Source organism: Pantoea sp. XAF26B01_ASV70, from assembly GCF_054512635.1.
Map to the genome: position 1 here is coordinate 1,288,904 of NZ_CM137251.1, position 16,615 is coordinate 1,305,518.

Sequence of the window (16,615 nt, forward strand, 5' to 3'; positions counted from 1 at the left end):
GGATTAATAAGGAAGATGTTGATGTCTGTAAAAAATGAGAATGCCGCGGGTGGCGAGAGTGTGGTGCTGGAACGTCCGGCCGCTGGTGGGGTTTATGCGTCTCTGTTTAAAAAAATCAATCTGAACCCGGTCTCCGAACTCAGTGCACTGGATATCTGGCAGGATGCGCAGGCGATGTCGGATGCGACTGCGGATGAACGTTTAACGGCCGGGATGCAGGTGTTCCTGGAGTGCCTGACAAAAGCGGGCTCAAAAGTTGAAAAACTCGACAAAAACCTGATTGACCATCATATCGCTGAGCTGGACTACCAGATTAGTCGTCAGCTTGATGCTGTCATGCACCATGAGGACTTCCAGGCGGTAGAAAGTCTGTGGCGCGGCGTGAAATCGCTTGTCGACAAAACCGATTTCCGTCAGAACGTGAAGGTTGAACTGCAGGATATGTCCAAAGAAGACCTGCGACAGGACTTCGAAGACTGCCCGGAAATTATCCAGAGCGGACTGTATAAGCATACCTATATTGATGAGTATGACACCCCGGGTGGAGAGCCGATTGCCGCGCTGATTTCCGCCTACGAGTTTGATGCTTCCGCTCAGGATGTAACGCTTCTGCGCAACATATCTAAAGTCTCTGCTGCTGCGCATATGCCGTTTATCGGCTCCGCTGGCCCTAAATTTTTCCTCAAGGATTCGATGGAGGAAGTGGCGGCTATAAAAGATATCGGTAACTACTTTGACCGTGCCGAGTACATCAAGTGGAAATCGTTTCGTGAGACGGATGATTCCCGCTATATCGGTCTGGTGATGCCGCGTGTGCTGGGCCGCCTGCCGTATGGCCCGGATACCGTACCCGTGCGCAGCTTCAACTATGTTGAAGAAGTGAAAGGCCCGGATCACGACAAATACCTCTGGGCCAACGCATCCTTCGCCTTTGCATCCAACATGGTGCGCAGCTTTATCAATAACGGCTGGTGTGTGCAAATCCGTGGCCCGCAGGCCGGTGGTGCCGTTCAGGATCTGCCTATCCACCTGTATGACCTCGGCACCGGCAATCAGGTGAAAATCCCCTCTGAAGTGATGATCCCGGAAACCCGCGAATTTGAGTTCGCCAATCTCGGCTTTATTCCGCTCTCCTACTACAAAAACCGCGACTACGCGTGCTTCTTCTCGGCGAACTCGACCCAGAAACCAGCCCTGTATGACACCGCAGATGCGACAGCCAACAGCCGCATCAATGCGCGTCTGCCGTACATCTTCCTGCTGTCGCGTATTGCCCACTACCTGAAGCTTATACAGCGGGAAAATATCGGGACTACCAAAGACCGTCGTCTGCTGGAGCTTGAGCTGAACACCTGGGTTCGTAGTCTGGTGACTGAAATGACCGATCCGGGCGACGAGCTGCAGGCTTCTCACCCGCTGCGCGACGCGAAAGTGACGGTGGAGGATATCGAGGACAACCCGGGTTTCTTCCGTGTGAAGCTCTATGCCGTGCCGCACTTCCAGGTGGAAGGGATGGACGTCAATCTGTCGCTGGTTTCCCAGATGCCGAAAGCGAAATCCTGAGGCGAGGGAGAGCAGGGATGAAAATTTACCGCCCACTTTGGGAAGATGGGGCCGCTCTGGCCCCGCAACAATTCCAGCAGCAGGCCCGTTGGAATGAACGTGTTGCAGACATGGTCGCCCGGATGGGTATTTCTCATCCCTGGGGCGTGGTTGCGGCAGAATTTGATGATGCAGTGCTTGCGCTCTCGCGCCTGAATGCAACACGTCTGGTGGTGCGCTTTCAGGACGGGACCCTTGTTGATACCGACCTGGCAGACACGCTTCCTCCGGTCTGTGATTTGTCTGTTGCCGCCGGCAGTGAGGCTGTTGACGTGGTTGTCGCGCTGCCACTGCTGAGCGCCGGCGGTGGCAACCTCGATAACGGTCAGGACAGTGAGCGGCCGCGCCGCTGGAAAGCGGAGCGTGTCGTCGTGCAGGAACTGGCCGGCCATGAAAGCGGGGAACTCGCGATCCTCCGTCATGCGCTGACCCTGCGTCTGTCCAGCCAGGAAAACACGGCATACCTGACCTGTCCGGTAGCCCGTCTGGTGCGTAATGCACAGGGGCAGTGGAGCCGGGACCCAGCTTTTATCCCGCCGATGATGTCCGTTGCGGCCAGTCCGTGGCTTACTACCGAACTGAATGACCTGCTGGTGCGCCTGCAGGCACGCAGGAAGCGTTTGATGTCCATGCGCCGTGAAAGTAATGAGCGGATGGCCGACTTTGCGGTCGCCGATGTCTCCCTGTTCTGGCTGCTCAACGCCCTGAACAGCGCTGAACCCGTACTGACGGAATTGTTGCAGACCCCGTCTCGTCACCCGGAACTGCTGTACCGCGAACTGACCCGCCTGGCCGGCAGCCTGCTGACTTTCTCACTTGAGCACGACGCCGGGGATATTCCTGCTTATCAGCACGATGCACCGGAACGGGTATTTCCGCCGCTGCTGGCACTGCTCGACAAGCTTCTGGAAGCGAGCCTGCCGTCGCGGGTGGTGAGTATCCACCTGGAGCATCAGGATCAGATCTGGAAAGGTGCCCTGCACGATGCGCGCCTGCGCGAAGGGGCAGACTTCTATCTCTCCGTTCGATCCTCCATGCCGAATCATGAACTACAGACGAAATTCCCGCAGCTGTGTAAAGCGGGCAGCTTTGACGATGTGTCGGATGTGGTGAATGTGGCCCTGAGCGGGATGGCTATCAAGCCGCTGGCCCATGTTCCGGCCGCTATCCCTTTACGTCTTGAGAACCAGTATTTCTCGCTGGATCTGAGTACGGAGGCGGCACGGGCAATGCTTGAGATGGGCAGCTGCACCTTCTACACCCCGCGCTCACTGGGGGATGTAAATCTGGAACTCTTTGCGGTCCTGCGCTCATGAATAAATCCGAACTCAGCCAGATAGAACGTATTTTCTACCCGGGCTGGCTGATGGCCAGCCAGCTGCGGGGCGGTCAGGAAGTCCGGGACGGGGAAGGGCTTTATCGCCGTGCCTGCCGTCTGGTGCAGGAGGTGAAAGCGGCGCTCACGGAGGCAGGTTACAGCGAAATCAGCCGTGACCATATGGTGTATGCCCTGTGTGCACTGCTTGATGAGAGCGTGATGAATCGCGGAACCACTGATGATGGTTACCTGACGTGGCGTCGTGATCCGCTGCAGGCCCACTTCTTTGGTACCCTCAATGCCGGTGAGGAGCTGTGGGAACGGATCCGCAACCTGCTGAAAGAAACCGCCCCTGACGCCGCCGTTCTGACCTGCATGTACCGCACTTTGCAGCTGGGTTTTGTCGGTCAGTATCGCGCCCAGGATGATGAGCGTCGGGAAGATATCGTTCGTGCGCTCGCGGAACGGGTGCCGGCCTTCATGCTGGCACAGGACGCCCCCATTGTTGCCCGGGTATCACGCCTGCGCAGCGATCGTCGCTGGTACTGGCTGACATGGGTTGTGGCCGCTGTCGCCCTGGTGGCGCTGTGGTTCTTCCTTTCGTCTTCGCTTACCGAGCTGGTGAGCCAGACTGTCAGGCCGGGGTAAGCGATGCGGGATGCGTACCGAAGTCTGTTAACTGCCCTGGGTGCCGTACTGGCGCTGTGGCTCATTCTGGGATTCTGGCCACTGTCCACGGGCAGCCGCGTGGCGCTCAGTCTGCTGGTTGTTCTGGTGTCCGGGGTGATGTTCTGGCGTCAGCGTCGGGCCTCCGGGGCGCGGGCGACCGCTGTCCGGGAGATTGTGGATGAAAACCTGCCGCCGGAAGATTTTCAGGGGGCGGTGATCCTCGTCTGCGGCGACAACACCCCACTGTTTGTGTCCGGTTTCCGTCACCGGGAAACCCGGCAGGGCTGGTATCTGTGGGTGAAGGATGCAGAACAGCTGCCACTCCTGGCACAGCACCTGAGCCTGGTGCGCCCGGCCCTGGCGTCGCAAATTTCCGTCATGCTGGCGGTGGTACCTGAACAGCACATCTCCGGGGATGATTTTACCCAGAATCTTCGGGGCTGGCAGCGGGCTGTCGTCCAGTGCCGTGCGGCATTTGGCACGATCCCCCCGCTGTGGACCGTGACCTGGGTATCGCCCCCAGTGGCCTGCGCGGAGGCCGAACCCGTCTGGTTTACCACAGTAAGCCAGCGAAGCGGTATTCAGGTGTATCAGCCCGGTCAGGGCAATGTGTCATTGACGGAGTGGACCCGGGAGAGTGGATCTGACGGGAGACTTTCTCGTCTGAGTCAGGGTCTGTGGCTGGACAGCCTGCTTGCCTGGCAGAACAGTGCGGTGAATGACCTGCTGTCGGTACGCCAGGGCGAGCTGCCGGTGATGAAGCCTTGCGTACAGGGCATGTGCATGGTGCCGGTGAGCGGTATCGCGGAGAATCTCTGGCAACAGCACATTACTTCCGTGACGGCGCTGCCACCGGATGCCGTTGTGACGACAGAGCCACTGCCGCTGCCTGAGCTGCTGCTGCCAGCGTTACCGCGCCGACGCGGTGTCAGTCGCAGAATGGTGTTCTGGCGCTATGCCGGATTACTGGGCGGGAGTTTCCTGGCACTTGCCATGCTGGCGTCCTGGATGAACAACCAGCGTCTCATTCGTAATGTGGGCGATCACCTTGCGTTATATCACCAACTGGCGGATAAGCCTGCTGCCCCGAAACTGCGTGCGCAGCAGCGCCTGCGAGCCGATGGCGCATTGCTGGACGACTGGCAGCGTCGCGGGGAGCCACTGCGTTATCGCCTGGGGCTGTATCAGGGGCTGCGCCTGGTTCCACCTGTTGAGGCCGCCGTCAGCGACTGGGCTCCACCTCCACCGCCTCCCCCGGTCATTAAGAAAATCATTAAGGGTCCGAAAACCATTCGCCTCGACAGCATGTCGCTGTTCGACTCCGGCAAATCCGTGCTGAAGGCTGGCTCCACCAAAATGCTGGTCAACTCCCTGGTCGGTATCAAAGCGAAGCCGGGCTGGCTGATTGTGGTCGCCGGGCATACCGATAACACCGGCAATCCAAAACTTAACCAGACGCTTTCACTCAAGCGTGCCGAAGCAGTGCGCGACTGGATGCGTGACACCGGTGACGTCCCGGAAAGCTGTTTTGCGGTGCAGGGCTATGGCGCAAGCCGTCCGATCGCAACCAACGACACCCCGGATGGGCGCGCGCTCAACCGCCGTGTCGAAATCAGTCTGGTACCGCAGGCGAATGCCTGCCAGATACCGGGCCACACCCAGGCGTCATCGCAGGATGATGACGCATCACAACACAATGGAGAGTAATTCCATGGCAATTCCTGTTTATCTCTGGCTGAAAGACGACGGCGGCGCGGACATTAAAGGGTCTGTGGACGTTCAGGATCGTGACGGCAGCATCGAAGTTGTTGCTCAGGAGCATAACCTGTACATCCCGACCGACAACAACACTGGCAAGCTGACCGGGACCCGTATCCACACCCCGTTCCTGTTCACCAAGGAAATCGACTCGTCCAGCCCGTACCTGTACAAGGCGGTGACCACCGGTCAGACCCTCAAGTCCGCGGAATTCAGGTGGTACAAAATCAACGACGCGGGCCAGGAAGTGGAGTATTTCAACACCAAACTGGAAAACGTGAAGGTCGTTAAAGTGAATCCGGTGATGCACGACATCAAAAACCCAGCTTTCGAGAAGCACAACCACCTCGAGCAAGTCGAGCTGCGTTACGAAAAAATCACCTGGACCTACAAAGACGGCAACATCATTCATTCCGATTCCTGGAACGAACGCGCCACCGCCTGATTACGCGTCATATTTCGCGCCACAGGTGCGTTGGCTGCGTTCGCTCGCTCCGGTCACATAGTTATCTATGTTCCCGGAGACTTACGAACTTGCCGCCTTCCTGCGACACGAACTCTTAAGCGTAATCCTCGTTTTTAAGCGGAGGGGGATGACCTTTCCGCTGTTTTGCTGAACGTCTGCAGCTCGCGGGCTTTCAGCAAAGAAAATCACAAACTGCCAGCCTGACCGTATGCGCTTTGGTCCCCTTAACGGGAACAGCGATGGGCGGTAGCGTGTCCAGGAACCGACAAAGAGAGAGATTCATGGAAAACCCAGCCATCCTGTTGCGACGTCTGAACCCTTACTGTGCCCGTGCGATGGAAGGGGCGGCGTCGCTCTGCCAGACCCGCGCCCATGCGGAAATTTTGCCGGAGCACTGGCTGCTGAAGCTGCTCGAACAGGGGGAAGGTGACCTGACGGTGCTGGCCCGCCGCTATGAGTGGGATATGGACCAGCTTTGGCAGGATTTGCTTGCCTGGCTGGATAAACAGCCGCGTTCAGTACGTCAACGTCCACAGTTGTCTGATGCCATTCAGACGCTGATGCAGGAAGCCTGGCTGATTGCTTCCCTTAACGGCGAGGAACAAATCCGCAGCATCCATCTACTGATGGCGCTGGTTTACAAACAGAAACTGGTTCGCTGTGACGGGCTGTGGCCGCTGCTGACGCTGGGCCAGAGTCAGCTGGAACGTATGCGTCCGCTGCTTGATGGGCAGTCGGATGAACGTCCGGAAGTGCAGCAGGAAGCCGGACTGGCGCAGAACCACGGTGGTGACGTGGAATTTGTCGGCCGTCCGGTCGATGCAGAGCTGAACCTGGCGCTGCAGAACGCGCTGGATAAATTCACTCTGGATGTCACCGCCAAAGCGAAGGAGGGCAAGATTGACCCCGTGTTCGGCCGTGATACCGAAATCCGCCAGATGGTCGACATTCTCTCGCGCCGTCGTAAGAACAACCCGATTCTGGTCGGTGAACCGGGTGTCGGTAAAACGGCTCTGGTCGAAGGTCTGGCGCTGCGTATTGCCGAGGGCAACGTACCTGAATCCCTCAAACCGGTCATCCTGCGCACCCTTGACCTCGGTCTGTTGCAGGCGGGCGCAGGCGTGAAAGGTGAATTTGAACAACGCCTGAAAAACGTCATCGATGCGGTTCAGCAGTCGCCGGTGCCGGTTCTGCTGTTTATCGACGAAGCGCATACCATCATTGGTGCCGGTAACCAGGTGGGCGGAGCCGATGCGGCCAACCTGCTGAAGCCAGCGCTGGCTCGCGGCGAACTGCGCACCATTGCTGCGACAACCTGGTCCGAATACAAGCAGTACTTCGAGCGCGATGCCGCGCTGGAGCGCCGATTCCAGCGGGTGTTGGTGGACGAGCCGGACGATGAGACGGCGTGTCTGATGCTGCGTGGCCTCAAATCCCGCTATGCCGAACACCACAATGTACACATCACTGACGATGCGGTGCGCGCTGCGGTCACGCTGTCCCGTCGCTACCTGACAGGTCGCCAGCTGCCGGACAAGGCCGTTGACCTGCTGGATACCGCCGCTGCGCGCGTGCGCATGAGCCTCGACACCGTGCCGGAACAGCTGACCCGCATTCGCTCGCAGATTACCTCTCTTGAAATGGAGAAGCAGGCGCTGCAGGAAGATATCGCCGTCGGCACTCAGAGTCATGGTGAACGCCTGACCGCCATTGAGCAGGAAGAGAACGATCTCATCGTTGCACTCGACGAGCTTCAAACCCAGTACGGTCAGGAACTGAAACTCACCGGACAACTGCTGGAAAGCCGGCAGGACATCTCCCGTCGTAGCGAGACGCGCACGCTGCAACAGGAGCTGAAGGGCATGCAGCACAGCAACCCGCTGCTTTCCGTTGATGTGGACGTACGCACCGTTGCCACCGTGATTGCCGACTGGACCGGCGTGCCGCTGTCGTCACTGATGAAAGACGAACAGACCGACCTGCTGACCCTGGAAAACGAAATTGGCCAGCGAGTGGTAGGCCAGAATGTTCCTCTGACCGCCATCGCTCAGCGCCTGCGTGCGGCGAAAACAGGCCTCACCTCAGAAAATGGTCCGCAGGGTGTCTTTCTGCTGGTCGGTCCGAGCGGCGTCGGCAAGACCGAAACCGCGCTGGCGCTGGCGGATGTGCTGTACGGTGGCGAGAAGTCACTCATCACCATCAACCTGTCCGAGTACCAGGAACCGCACACGGTGTCGCAGCTGAAAGGCTCCCCGCCGGGCTATGTCGGTTACGGCCAGGGCGGTATTCTCACCGAAGCCGTGCGCAAGCGTCCGTACAGCGTGGTGCTGCTCGATGAAGTGGAAAAGGCGCACCGCGACGTGATGAACCTGTTCTATCAGGTCTTTGACCGCGGCTTTATGCGTGATGGCGAAGGGCGTGAAATCGACTTCCGTAACACAGTTATCCTGATGACCTCGAACCTCGGCAGCGATCACCTGATGCAGCTGCTGGATGAGCAGCCGGACGCCACCGAAGGTGACCTGCACGCGCTGCTGCGCCCGATCCTGCGCAACCACTTCCAGCCCGCGCTGCTGGCGCGCTTCCAGAGCGTGATTTACCGCCCGCTGAGTGAGCCTGCCATGCGCACCATCGTGGAAATGAAGCTCGCACAGGTCAGCAAGCGCTTACATCGTCACTACGGCCTGACCACGCAGATTGATGAGAGCCTGTATGACGCGCTGGTCGCCGCCTGCCTGCTGCCGGACACCGGTGCACGTAACGTCGACAGTCTGCTCAATCAACAAATTCTGCCGGTACTGAGTCAGCAGTTGCTGACTCATATGGCGGCGAAGCAGAAACCGCAGTCGCTGCGGCTTAGATGGGATGATGAAGAAGGGATTGTACTGGAATTTACACATGACTGATGAAACGCAGGATGAGTACAGGATTAAAGAAGGTGGTGTCAGGCTACTTACGACGGGTGAGATACAGATGGCACACTCTGTATTTTTATCCACCATTGATTATTCGAAAGTATGGATCCACAGAGAGAGTTATCTCCCTTTCAATCTACAGGATAAGAATACGGCTATGACCCCAAATGGGGAGATTTATTTTCGTGACCAATACTGCGACGATTTCTCCCAGACAACTGACGATCTTCAACATATGTTCATCCATGAAATGGGACATGTCTGGCAACGAATGAAAGGCATGAATGTTATTATGAGAGGGGTGGTCAGTTGGATGGTGAGTTATCGTTACACTCTTGATGGTCGCCTGTTAAGTGAATATCCGATGGAGCAGCAGGCGCAGATTATTGCAGATAATTTTACACTAGAGGCTCATGGCTATGATGGTTGGTTGCGTCTCAGGGGCTGGGAGATCGTTACTCTTGATGGTGATACATCTGAATCAATCATCCGAGAAATGTATAGAAATTCATTGAGAGGATTTCCATGGTAAAAATAAAGTGGTGGCATTCAGTACTGTTTCTTATTTTAGCTGTCACTTCTGTCTTTACATTAACCGGATGCCCGTGGGGTGGGATGAAATATTACCCAGCTGAAACAGCCAGCGTCTGGATGAAGAATAATGCAGTTTGTTATTACGTCCCAGATAGTAAGGATTATCAGCCTGTTTTCATCTCTATTAACATCAGGAATAAATCGTCTAAAGAAAGGCAGTTTACCGAAAACCCGAATTTACGAATTATTGATGGTCAATTATGTATTAGTCCTTCGTTTTACCATTTTCCTGATACGTCAAAAGCCCCATTTATTGTTGAGGTTGTATTGCAGTCTAAGAGTAAAAGTAACCATCCAAGGAGCTTTGTCACCGGATTTGAAATGATCAACGGTAAGGCCCGGGATGTATCGTTGACGACACGGGAATACCATGTGCCAGCGACGGCACGCTAAACACTATACTGAATAGTAACATTCGGTTTCTATATGATGATAATCCGATGCTTTGATTTATGCCTGAAAGGAATATTCACCTTCTTTTTCCTTTCCGTGCTGACAGGATGTCCTGGCCCGGGAGACAGGATGATTCCTCATGAAACCACATCTGTCAGCAAGCAGGGGGAAAATGTATGTTTAGATATTCCAGATGCTCAGAATTATCAACCTGCTGACATGGGGATAAATCCACGAGGAACACCTTCGAAGGAGAAGGATTTTAATTTCTCTCCAGGTCTCACGATCGTTAATGGAAAATTATGCATTCCACCTTCTTTTTATCATTTTCCGGATAAGGGGAAGCTTATTTTTGAGTATGTATTGATTTCAAAGAAACATGAAGATGAGCCACGGAAATTTGTCGTTGGCGTGGGGGTGAATAATGGGCAGGTATACAATTTTCCTCTGATCGATCGAGAAATAGCAAGGCCATATGGATCAATTCAAGTTTCCGAGTGGCTGGTCAATATAAGATAATGAGAACATTCACCTTTATTGCGTTGGTCGTGATAAGCGTACTCTTTCTTCCGGTTGCTTTTATTTACACGTTTGTTAAGCGCTTTATCCCCATTAGTGGCGATGGCGAATACGGCATAAACAATTTTGAAATGACCGTGTTGCTGATTAAAACCTTCGCCAGTGCCCTCGGGGCCGGAGCCATAATCACGCTTTTTCGTACTCGCTGAGTACCCCGATTAAACCTGCAATTTGCCCTTCGGCAAAAAAGTCATGGACTGCAGGTAATCCCATGGAGTCAATATCATGAGTCTGACTGATACGCTTAAGAACACCCTGTCTGCGCTAACTGAAGGCAGACTGAACCGCTACCGTCTGGATATTCCGTCCTGCGCAGCCTCATTGGATGTGGAAGAGTTTAGCGGTAAGGAGTTCATGAGTGAGCTTTACCACTACGACATTATCTTTACCAGCAGCGATCAGAATATCAGTTCAGCGCAACTGTTGACCAAACCAGCCACGCTGACCATGGGAACTGGGCCACTGATGGGGTTGACCGGGCAGAAAGTGGTGCATGGTGTGGTGACGCATTTTAAGCGTATCAGTGGTTCACGTGACCAGGCAACGTACCAGATTATTATTGAGCCGTTCTTGTCTTTGCTGCGCAAGCAATTCCGTACCCACCGCTTTTTTGTCAATAAGTCGGTACCGGAAGTTGTCGCCGAAGTGTTGCAGGAGCATGGCCTGAAAGGCTGGGAGTATGAGTTCACCCTAAAAGCCGACTATCCGAAGCGTGAACAGATTAACCAGTACAAGGAAAATGACCTTGCGTTCATTGAGCGTCTGCTGGCCGAAGTGGGGATTTTCTACTTCTTTACCCTGCAACCCGACACCCAGACCGAAGTGGTGCATTTCGCAGACAAACAGAGCGCATGGACGTTTGGTAAGTCTTTGCCACTCAGCAGTCCATCGGGAATGAGTGACAGTGCAGCGGACTCGGTATGGGGGGTTAATGTCCGACAGAACGTGGTTGAGCGCTCTGTCACCGCCAGTGATTACAATCACCGTGAAGCCCAGAATGTCCTGACCTCTGTACCGGCGGACATGACCCGCGGCGACGGTGACGGTGTTACCTACGGTGAGGTTTATCACTATCTACCGCGTCATCTTGAACGTGGCGACAAAATCACACCTTCAGCGGAAACCGGCAATTTCTGGGCACGCCTTGAGCATGAGCGTTTTCTTTCCGGACAGACGATTATCAGCGGGTGCAGCAATGATGCCCTGCTTTCTCCGGCCCAGGTGCTGACCATCAGTGAAAGTGTGGTACCACCGACACTGCCATCAGAAACGGACAACGGCATAATCATCACCCGAACGGGCTATATAGCCAGCCGTAAAGATGCCCTGATCGTGATGTGGGAAGGGATGCCGTATTACGAGAACCGCTGCTGGCGTCCTGCTGCTAAAAAACGCCCGGTGGTCAGCGGCACCCTGACGGCACGAGTGACCAGCGCCAAGGATAACGACATCTACGCCTGGCAGGATGCATCCGGCATGTACCGGGTGAAGTTTGATGCCGACCGTGATGACAAAAAGCAGGGCATGGAAAGCATGCCAGTACGCTTTGCCAAACCTTACGGAGGGGACAAATACGGCTTCCACTTCCCGCTGATCCCGGGCACTGAAGTTGCCATTGCATTTCATGAGGGCGACCCGGACCGCCCGTATATCGCCCATGCTATGCACGACTCCCGCCACGTTGACCACGTCACTGAGGCCAACAGCACGCGTAACGTAGTCAGGACCGCAGGCCTGAACAAGCTGCGGATGGAGGACAAGCGCGGCGAAGAGCATGTCAAGCTTAGTACGGAGTATGGCGGCAAGACCCAGCTCAATTTAGGACACAACGTCAATGCTTCCAGGGCCCTTCGTGGCGAGGGAGCGGAGCTGCGCACTAACGACTGGGTCAGCGTTCGTGGTGGTAAGGGGATTCTGCTCACTGCAGATGCTCAACCTGACGTCGGCAGTAAAATGCTTGAAATGGACAGGGCTGTAGAACAACTGGAACAGGCACTCACGCTGGCAAGAAGCCTCCAGGCAGCTGCGAAAGGGGCACAGGCAACGGTGTCTGACATCGACAGCCAAAAGACGCTAAACAGCTCACTGAAATATCTGAAAATGCCAGGAATGCTGGCCAGTGCACCTGCTGGTATAGGCATTCTCAGTCCTGAGGTTGTCCGGCTTGCTTCAGGTGGGGCAAGTATTGGCCTCATGTCAGGTAAAAACACAGATATCAGCACCGGGCAATCGTTCACTGTAGCGGCAAGCGAGGCTGTAAGTTTGTTTGCACAGGCTGCAGGAATGAAAATGTATGCCGGGGCTGGGAAGGTTGATATTCAGGCACAAGCTGACGCCATGAATGTCTCAGCATTACAGGACATCACTGTCGCCAGTGGTCAGGGAAGCGTGAAGGTAAATGCCAGCAAGGAACTGATTTTAAGTTGCGGTGGTGCTTATATAAAGCTTAGCGGCGGGAATATTGAATTGGGATGTCCGGGAAATATTTTGCTGAAAGCGGCCAATGTTAATCAGACAGGTCCTGCCAGCTTAGATACACCGCCGGTGACTTTCCCGAAAGGGTACATCGAAGGATTTACCACAACGTCATCGACCAGCGGAGCCGTCAAGCCTTTCACCACATATAAAATTACGACCGCTGAAGGTGATGTTTATGAGGGCATTTCCGGTGCAGAAGGAGAGACTTCTCCAATATTTACGTCTATGCCATCGCAGTTAAAAATCGAATATCCGCGAAATATTGCTGATAGCCAGGAGGGCGAATAAAATGACTACCGCTGTATCCTCACTCTGCCGTAAAAATCCCCATGCTCCATGCGAAGAGCAGATGCCCTACTGGGTAGAATTTCAGTTGGTTGATGAGCAGGGCGATCCCGTGGCGAATATGCCATGGATAGCCGAAAGTTCTCACCCTGTTTCAGGGCCAGTCGATAACTTTACGCATTCAGGTCAAAGCGATGCAAATGGACTTATTCGCATAGATATGCCCCATGGACTTGAGTTGAAACTGGCACTTGACAGTAATCAACTGACAAAGGAAATGGAAAAGCGAGTTCTTCGTGTTGGTAGGGATCCTATAAAAGATTCGACCGTTCGTCCAGAAGCAGAGAAAAATGGCTATGTATGGCACTACGCTGTTGTGGGGGAACTATGTCATGAGCAACCTGATTTGCAATTAAGGGACGGGGAGGGATTGCCCTTATTCCATTTTCCCATGAGTAGCTCATTTCAGGGTGTTAAGGTCAGAACAAATGAACTTGAAAAACGTCATGTGATCGAAATTTGCCCGTTTAGAGCTTGGGAGTTAGTTCTCCATCATCAGAATGATTACTCTATGGCAAATGCCATCAATTTAGGATTAGCCTCAGATTTAGCTTATGATGATACAGACATCATCACGAAGTATTTTATTAATCAATGCCAGAACCTGTCGACTATACCCTCCCGAAAAATTGGGAAATCGATTATTAATGCTTTAGTTATCGATATTCCATATTCTGATCGATATGCTGCCCCTGTCGGTTTTGATTCAGCTAAAGCAGAAGAACCTGAAGGTGATACGCAGTTTTATTATGTCTACAATAAGAATAAAATAGTTATAGCGTGGCGCGGAACTGCTAGTCTGACTGATGGGATAACGGATGCATCATTTAGGCCTGTAGAGTCCGACAGCTGCAATATCAAATCAGAATGTACTTCATTAGTTCCTATGGGGAAGGTGCATACGGGATTTTGGGCAGGCTATACCTTAATTGAACGAATGTTTGAAGAACAGCTTCGTGAACTAGCCAGACAAATATTGGGTAAGGATTTATTCATTTGTGGTCATAGCTTAGGAGGATCGCTGGCATTAATTCATTCTGCTAGGTTAAAAAATAGGAACCCACTTCTTTACACATACGGTATGCCAAGAACGTTCACTAAAAATGCTGTAGATGTATTATCAAGTATTACTCACTATCGGCATGTAAATGATCAAGACCCAGTACCATCAGTTCCACCTGAAGCTGATCTGGATAATCAGTTATATAAATTATGGGGGCCATTGGGAACAACTCTTGGTTTTTTATGGTCTGTCGTTGAACTTACGGCCTGGCAAGTCGTAGAGTGGGGAGATTGTTTTTGGCACCATGGGAATGCGGTCGTATTTTTAACCACTACGCAAAGTAGAAAATGGCAACAGTGTAGTATTGAGCTTCCATACCCAAGAAATTGCATGACCATTCAGGCAAGACTTCCTGAAAAAGTTAAGCTCTATCTTGTCCCTTCGCTGGCACTTCAGGAGGCTAAGCAATCCGGGCAAGATCAAAAGGATTTTAAAGCTTCACTTACTAAGGAAGATCTTCAAGAATTTTTTCCCGAAGGCATGAACCCAAATAGAGGGATGCCTGCGAATGTTGGAAATCATCTTCTGACATCCTATATGCCCTATATAAATAATAAATTGTTAGGATTAGCTTATGAAAAAGGGTTAAGCGATGGAAAGAGCTTCACTGAGCATGCCGATAAAGTAGCATCCTTCAATTTACAAATGGATCACTATTCAAGTGAAATCCCTAAGAATGAATTTGACAGGAATAAAAAGTTTCTTTCGATCGAGGATTTGCTAAAAAATTCGCTTAGCTCAACCATCTCTGCCGCATCCGGTTGCGATGCTCTTAAAAGATTTGGCCATTATGGTGAAGAGGATATAGAAAATGTATAAGAGATTAAATTCATTCGTCTTGCTCCAGATTGTTTTATTGCTAAATGGATGCGTTCAGGCAACCGACAGAACATTATCACCACCATCGAATACTGAATGGGTAAATGTCGAGATAAAAAACCCTTCGGCGTATACAAAACCTTTTCCCCTTGAAGTCCTGTACATATCAATGACGTGTAAGCGAAAGCTGATGAGTATGAGAGACGGCCAGCACTATGAGAAGGTGGGATATAATCCCATAAAGATCCCACTTCAGAAACAAGATGACTCTAATACATGGCTTGCAAAAATAGCGAAGGATGGTGGTGGTAAGTGTAACTGGAAACTGAGTGAATTTAATCTGGGCATTGAATATGTTGATGCAACTCACCTTGGTAAGGGGTTGGCGCTGGGGACGGCTGTTGGTGCTACAATTGCATTTGATGATAACGCAATAAAAAGTGGTCGGTTTGATGTATTTAAAGGTTCTGAACTCGTTTTATCTCCTGTGTACTACCCTTTGATAGATAGTAATAAAGATATTGACGTGAATGACACTTTAAATTTATTTGGTAAAGTCAATTTTGTGAAAAAAAGGATAGTCTCTACTGCCAAAAACGTCTCGATTAAATTCGAGCCAACAGTTGATGAGTCTAAAGTGGTCAGGATGATTGCTCCAACAGAACAAAAAGTTGGAGTGTACTATAAAATTATCTACCCTGATGGCTCGGTTGTATCTGATGGAACAACTCACCCTGATGTAAACAGGTTGGAGGATTAATTTATGTGTAAGGGGCTAAATAAATTATTCCTCTGCACGCTAATGTCCTTTATTGTTAGTTGTGTCAGCGCAGATGATCGTACACTGTCACCCCCACTAAATACTGCCTGGGTTAATATTGAGATAAAAAATCCTTCTGCGTATACAAAGCCTTTTCCTCTTGAAGTGTTGTATGTATCTACGACTTGCAAGCGTGAGTTGATGAGTATGCGGGATGGTCAGCATTATGAGAAGGTGGGATATAATCCAGTTGAAATTCCACTTCAGAAACAAAGTGATTCAGATATGTGGGTCGCAAAAATAGCAAAAGATGGCGGCGGTAAGTGTAGCTGGAAACTGAGTGAGTTCAATTTGGGTATTGAATATATTGATGCTATTCACCTCGGTAAGGGTTTAGTTCCGGGAACTGCAGTTGGCGCAACAATTGCGTTTGATGACAATGCAACCAAAAATGGTCTATTTAAAGTATTTGAAAATCCTGAACTTGTTTTATCTCCAGCGTACTATCCCTTGGTACAAACCAATAAACGCATCAGTGCAAACGATATGTTGAATTTATTTGGTGAGAAGGATTTCATGAAAATAAAGATGGTTTCTCCCGCCAAAGCTATTCAGGTGATATTCAAACCAACTCTTGATGAATCTAAACTTGTTAAGATGATTGCTCCAAAAGAGCATAAAGTCGGAGAGTTTTATAAAATTATCTATCCGGATGGAACTGTCGTATCTGATGGAACGACTCATCCTGATGTAAACAGATTAAAGAATTGATTTATGCGTAAGTGTATAAGTAAGGTATTCCTCAGTACGCTAACGTTCTTTATTGTTAGCTGTGTCAATACGGATGATCGTACAC

General features: G+C 52.0%; 13 protein-coding genes. All 13 read left to right on the top strand.

All coding sequences use genetic code 11. The features are described from left to right. The first annotated feature begins 15 nt into the window (after positions 1 to 15). The 13 genes from tssC to ACX8ZY_RS06295 all read left to right on the top strand — a co-directional run bounded on the left by tssC (position 16) and on the right by ACX8ZY_RS06295 (position 16,530). On the top strand, positions 16 to 1,563 hold the full coding sequence (gene tssC, locus ACX8ZY_RS06235; RefSeq protein ID WP_459260764.1) for a type VI secretion system contractile sheath large subunit: 1,548 nt from the start codon (positions 16 to 18) through the stop codon (positions 1,561 to 1,563). Between the two features lie 17 nt (positions 1,564 to 1,580). Continuing rightward, positions 1,581 to 2,918 carry a type VI secretion system baseplate subunit TssK gene (gene tssK / locus ACX8ZY_RS06240; protein ID WP_033788132.1) on the top strand — a complete coding sequence of 446 codons (1,338 nt, stop codon included), beginning with the start codon at positions 1,581 to 1,583 and terminating at the stop codon, positions 2,916 to 2,918. Continuing rightward, positions 2,915 to 3,568 (top strand): type VI secretion system protein TssL, short form, encoded by a 654-nt coding sequence (tssL, locus tag ACX8ZY_RS06245; RefSeq protein WP_459260766.1) that lies wholly within the window; start codon positions 2,915 to 2,917, stop codon positions 3,566 to 3,568. The genes tssK and tssL overlap by 4 nt, the downstream gene beginning before the upstream one ends. A 3-nt stretch (positions 3,569 to 3,571) precedes the next feature. Next, positions 3,572 to 5,296: an OmpA family protein gene (locus ACX8ZY_RS06250; protein WP_459260768.1), complete on the top strand. Its 1,725-nt coding sequence runs from the start codon at positions 3,572 to 3,574 to the stop codon at positions 5,294 to 5,296. Between the two features lie 4 nt (positions 5,297 to 5,300). Beyond that, complete coding sequence (gene hcp, locus ACX8ZY_RS06255) at positions 5,301 to 5,792, top strand: type VI secretion system effector Hcp (RefSeq protein WP_022624183.1); 492 nt, start codon at positions 5,301 to 5,303, stop codon at positions 5,790 to 5,792. Between the two features lie 302 nt (positions 5,793 to 6,094). Continuing rightward, the gene (gene tssH / locus ACX8ZY_RS06260) at positions 6,095 to 8,719 is read left to right on the top strand and encodes a type VI secretion system ATPase TssH (RefSeq protein WP_459260770.1); all 2,625 of its coding nucleotides are present in this window, start codon (positions 6,095 to 6,097) and stop codon (positions 8,717 to 8,719) included. Continuing rightward, positions 8,712 to 9,260, top strand: coding sequence for a type IV secretion protein Rhs (locus ACX8ZY_RS06265; protein ID WP_459260772.1), 549 nt, complete (start codon positions 8,712 to 8,714; stop codon positions 9,258 to 9,260). The genes tssH and ACX8ZY_RS06265 overlap by 8 nt, the downstream gene beginning before the upstream one ends. Beyond that, positions 9,254 to 9,715, top strand: coding sequence for a putative T6SS immunity periplasmic lipoprotein (locus ACX8ZY_RS06270; RefSeq protein WP_459260774.1), 462 nt, complete (start codon positions 9,254 to 9,256; stop codon positions 9,713 to 9,715). Before ACX8ZY_RS06265 ends, ACX8ZY_RS06270 begins: the two co-directional genes overlap by 7 nt. Before the next feature lie 129 nt (positions 9,716 to 9,844). Next, positions 9,845 to 10,234, top strand: a complete 390-nt coding sequence (locus ACX8ZY_RS06275; protein ID WP_459260776.1) for a putative T6SS immunity periplasmic lipoprotein — start codon at positions 9,845 to 9,847, stop codon at positions 10,232 to 10,234. A gap of 285 nt (positions 10,235 to 10,519) precedes the next feature. Further along, positions 10,520 to 13,060, top strand: coding sequence for a type VI secretion system Vgr family protein (locus ACX8ZY_RS06280; RefSeq protein ID WP_459260778.1), 2,541 nt, complete (start codon positions 10,520 to 10,522; stop codon positions 13,058 to 13,060). Position 13,061: 1 nt separating this feature from the next. Further along, positions 13,062 to 14,999, top strand: coding sequence for a lipase family protein (locus ACX8ZY_RS06285; protein WP_459260780.1), 1,938 nt, complete (start codon positions 13,062 to 13,064; stop codon positions 14,997 to 14,999). Beyond that, on the top strand, positions 14,992 to 15,759 hold the full coding sequence (locus tag ACX8ZY_RS06290) for a hypothetical protein (RefSeq protein WP_158149138.1): 768 nt from the start codon (positions 14,992 to 14,994) through the stop codon (positions 15,757 to 15,759). The genes ACX8ZY_RS06285 and ACX8ZY_RS06290 overlap by 8 nt, the downstream gene beginning before the upstream one ends. 42 nt (positions 15,760 to 15,801) lie before the next feature. Then, positions 15,802 to 16,530, top strand: a complete 729-nt coding sequence (locus ACX8ZY_RS06295) for a hypothetical protein (RefSeq protein ID WP_459260782.1) — start codon at positions 15,802 to 15,804, stop codon at positions 16,528 to 16,530. Positions 16,531 to 16,615 lie beyond the last annotated feature (85 nt).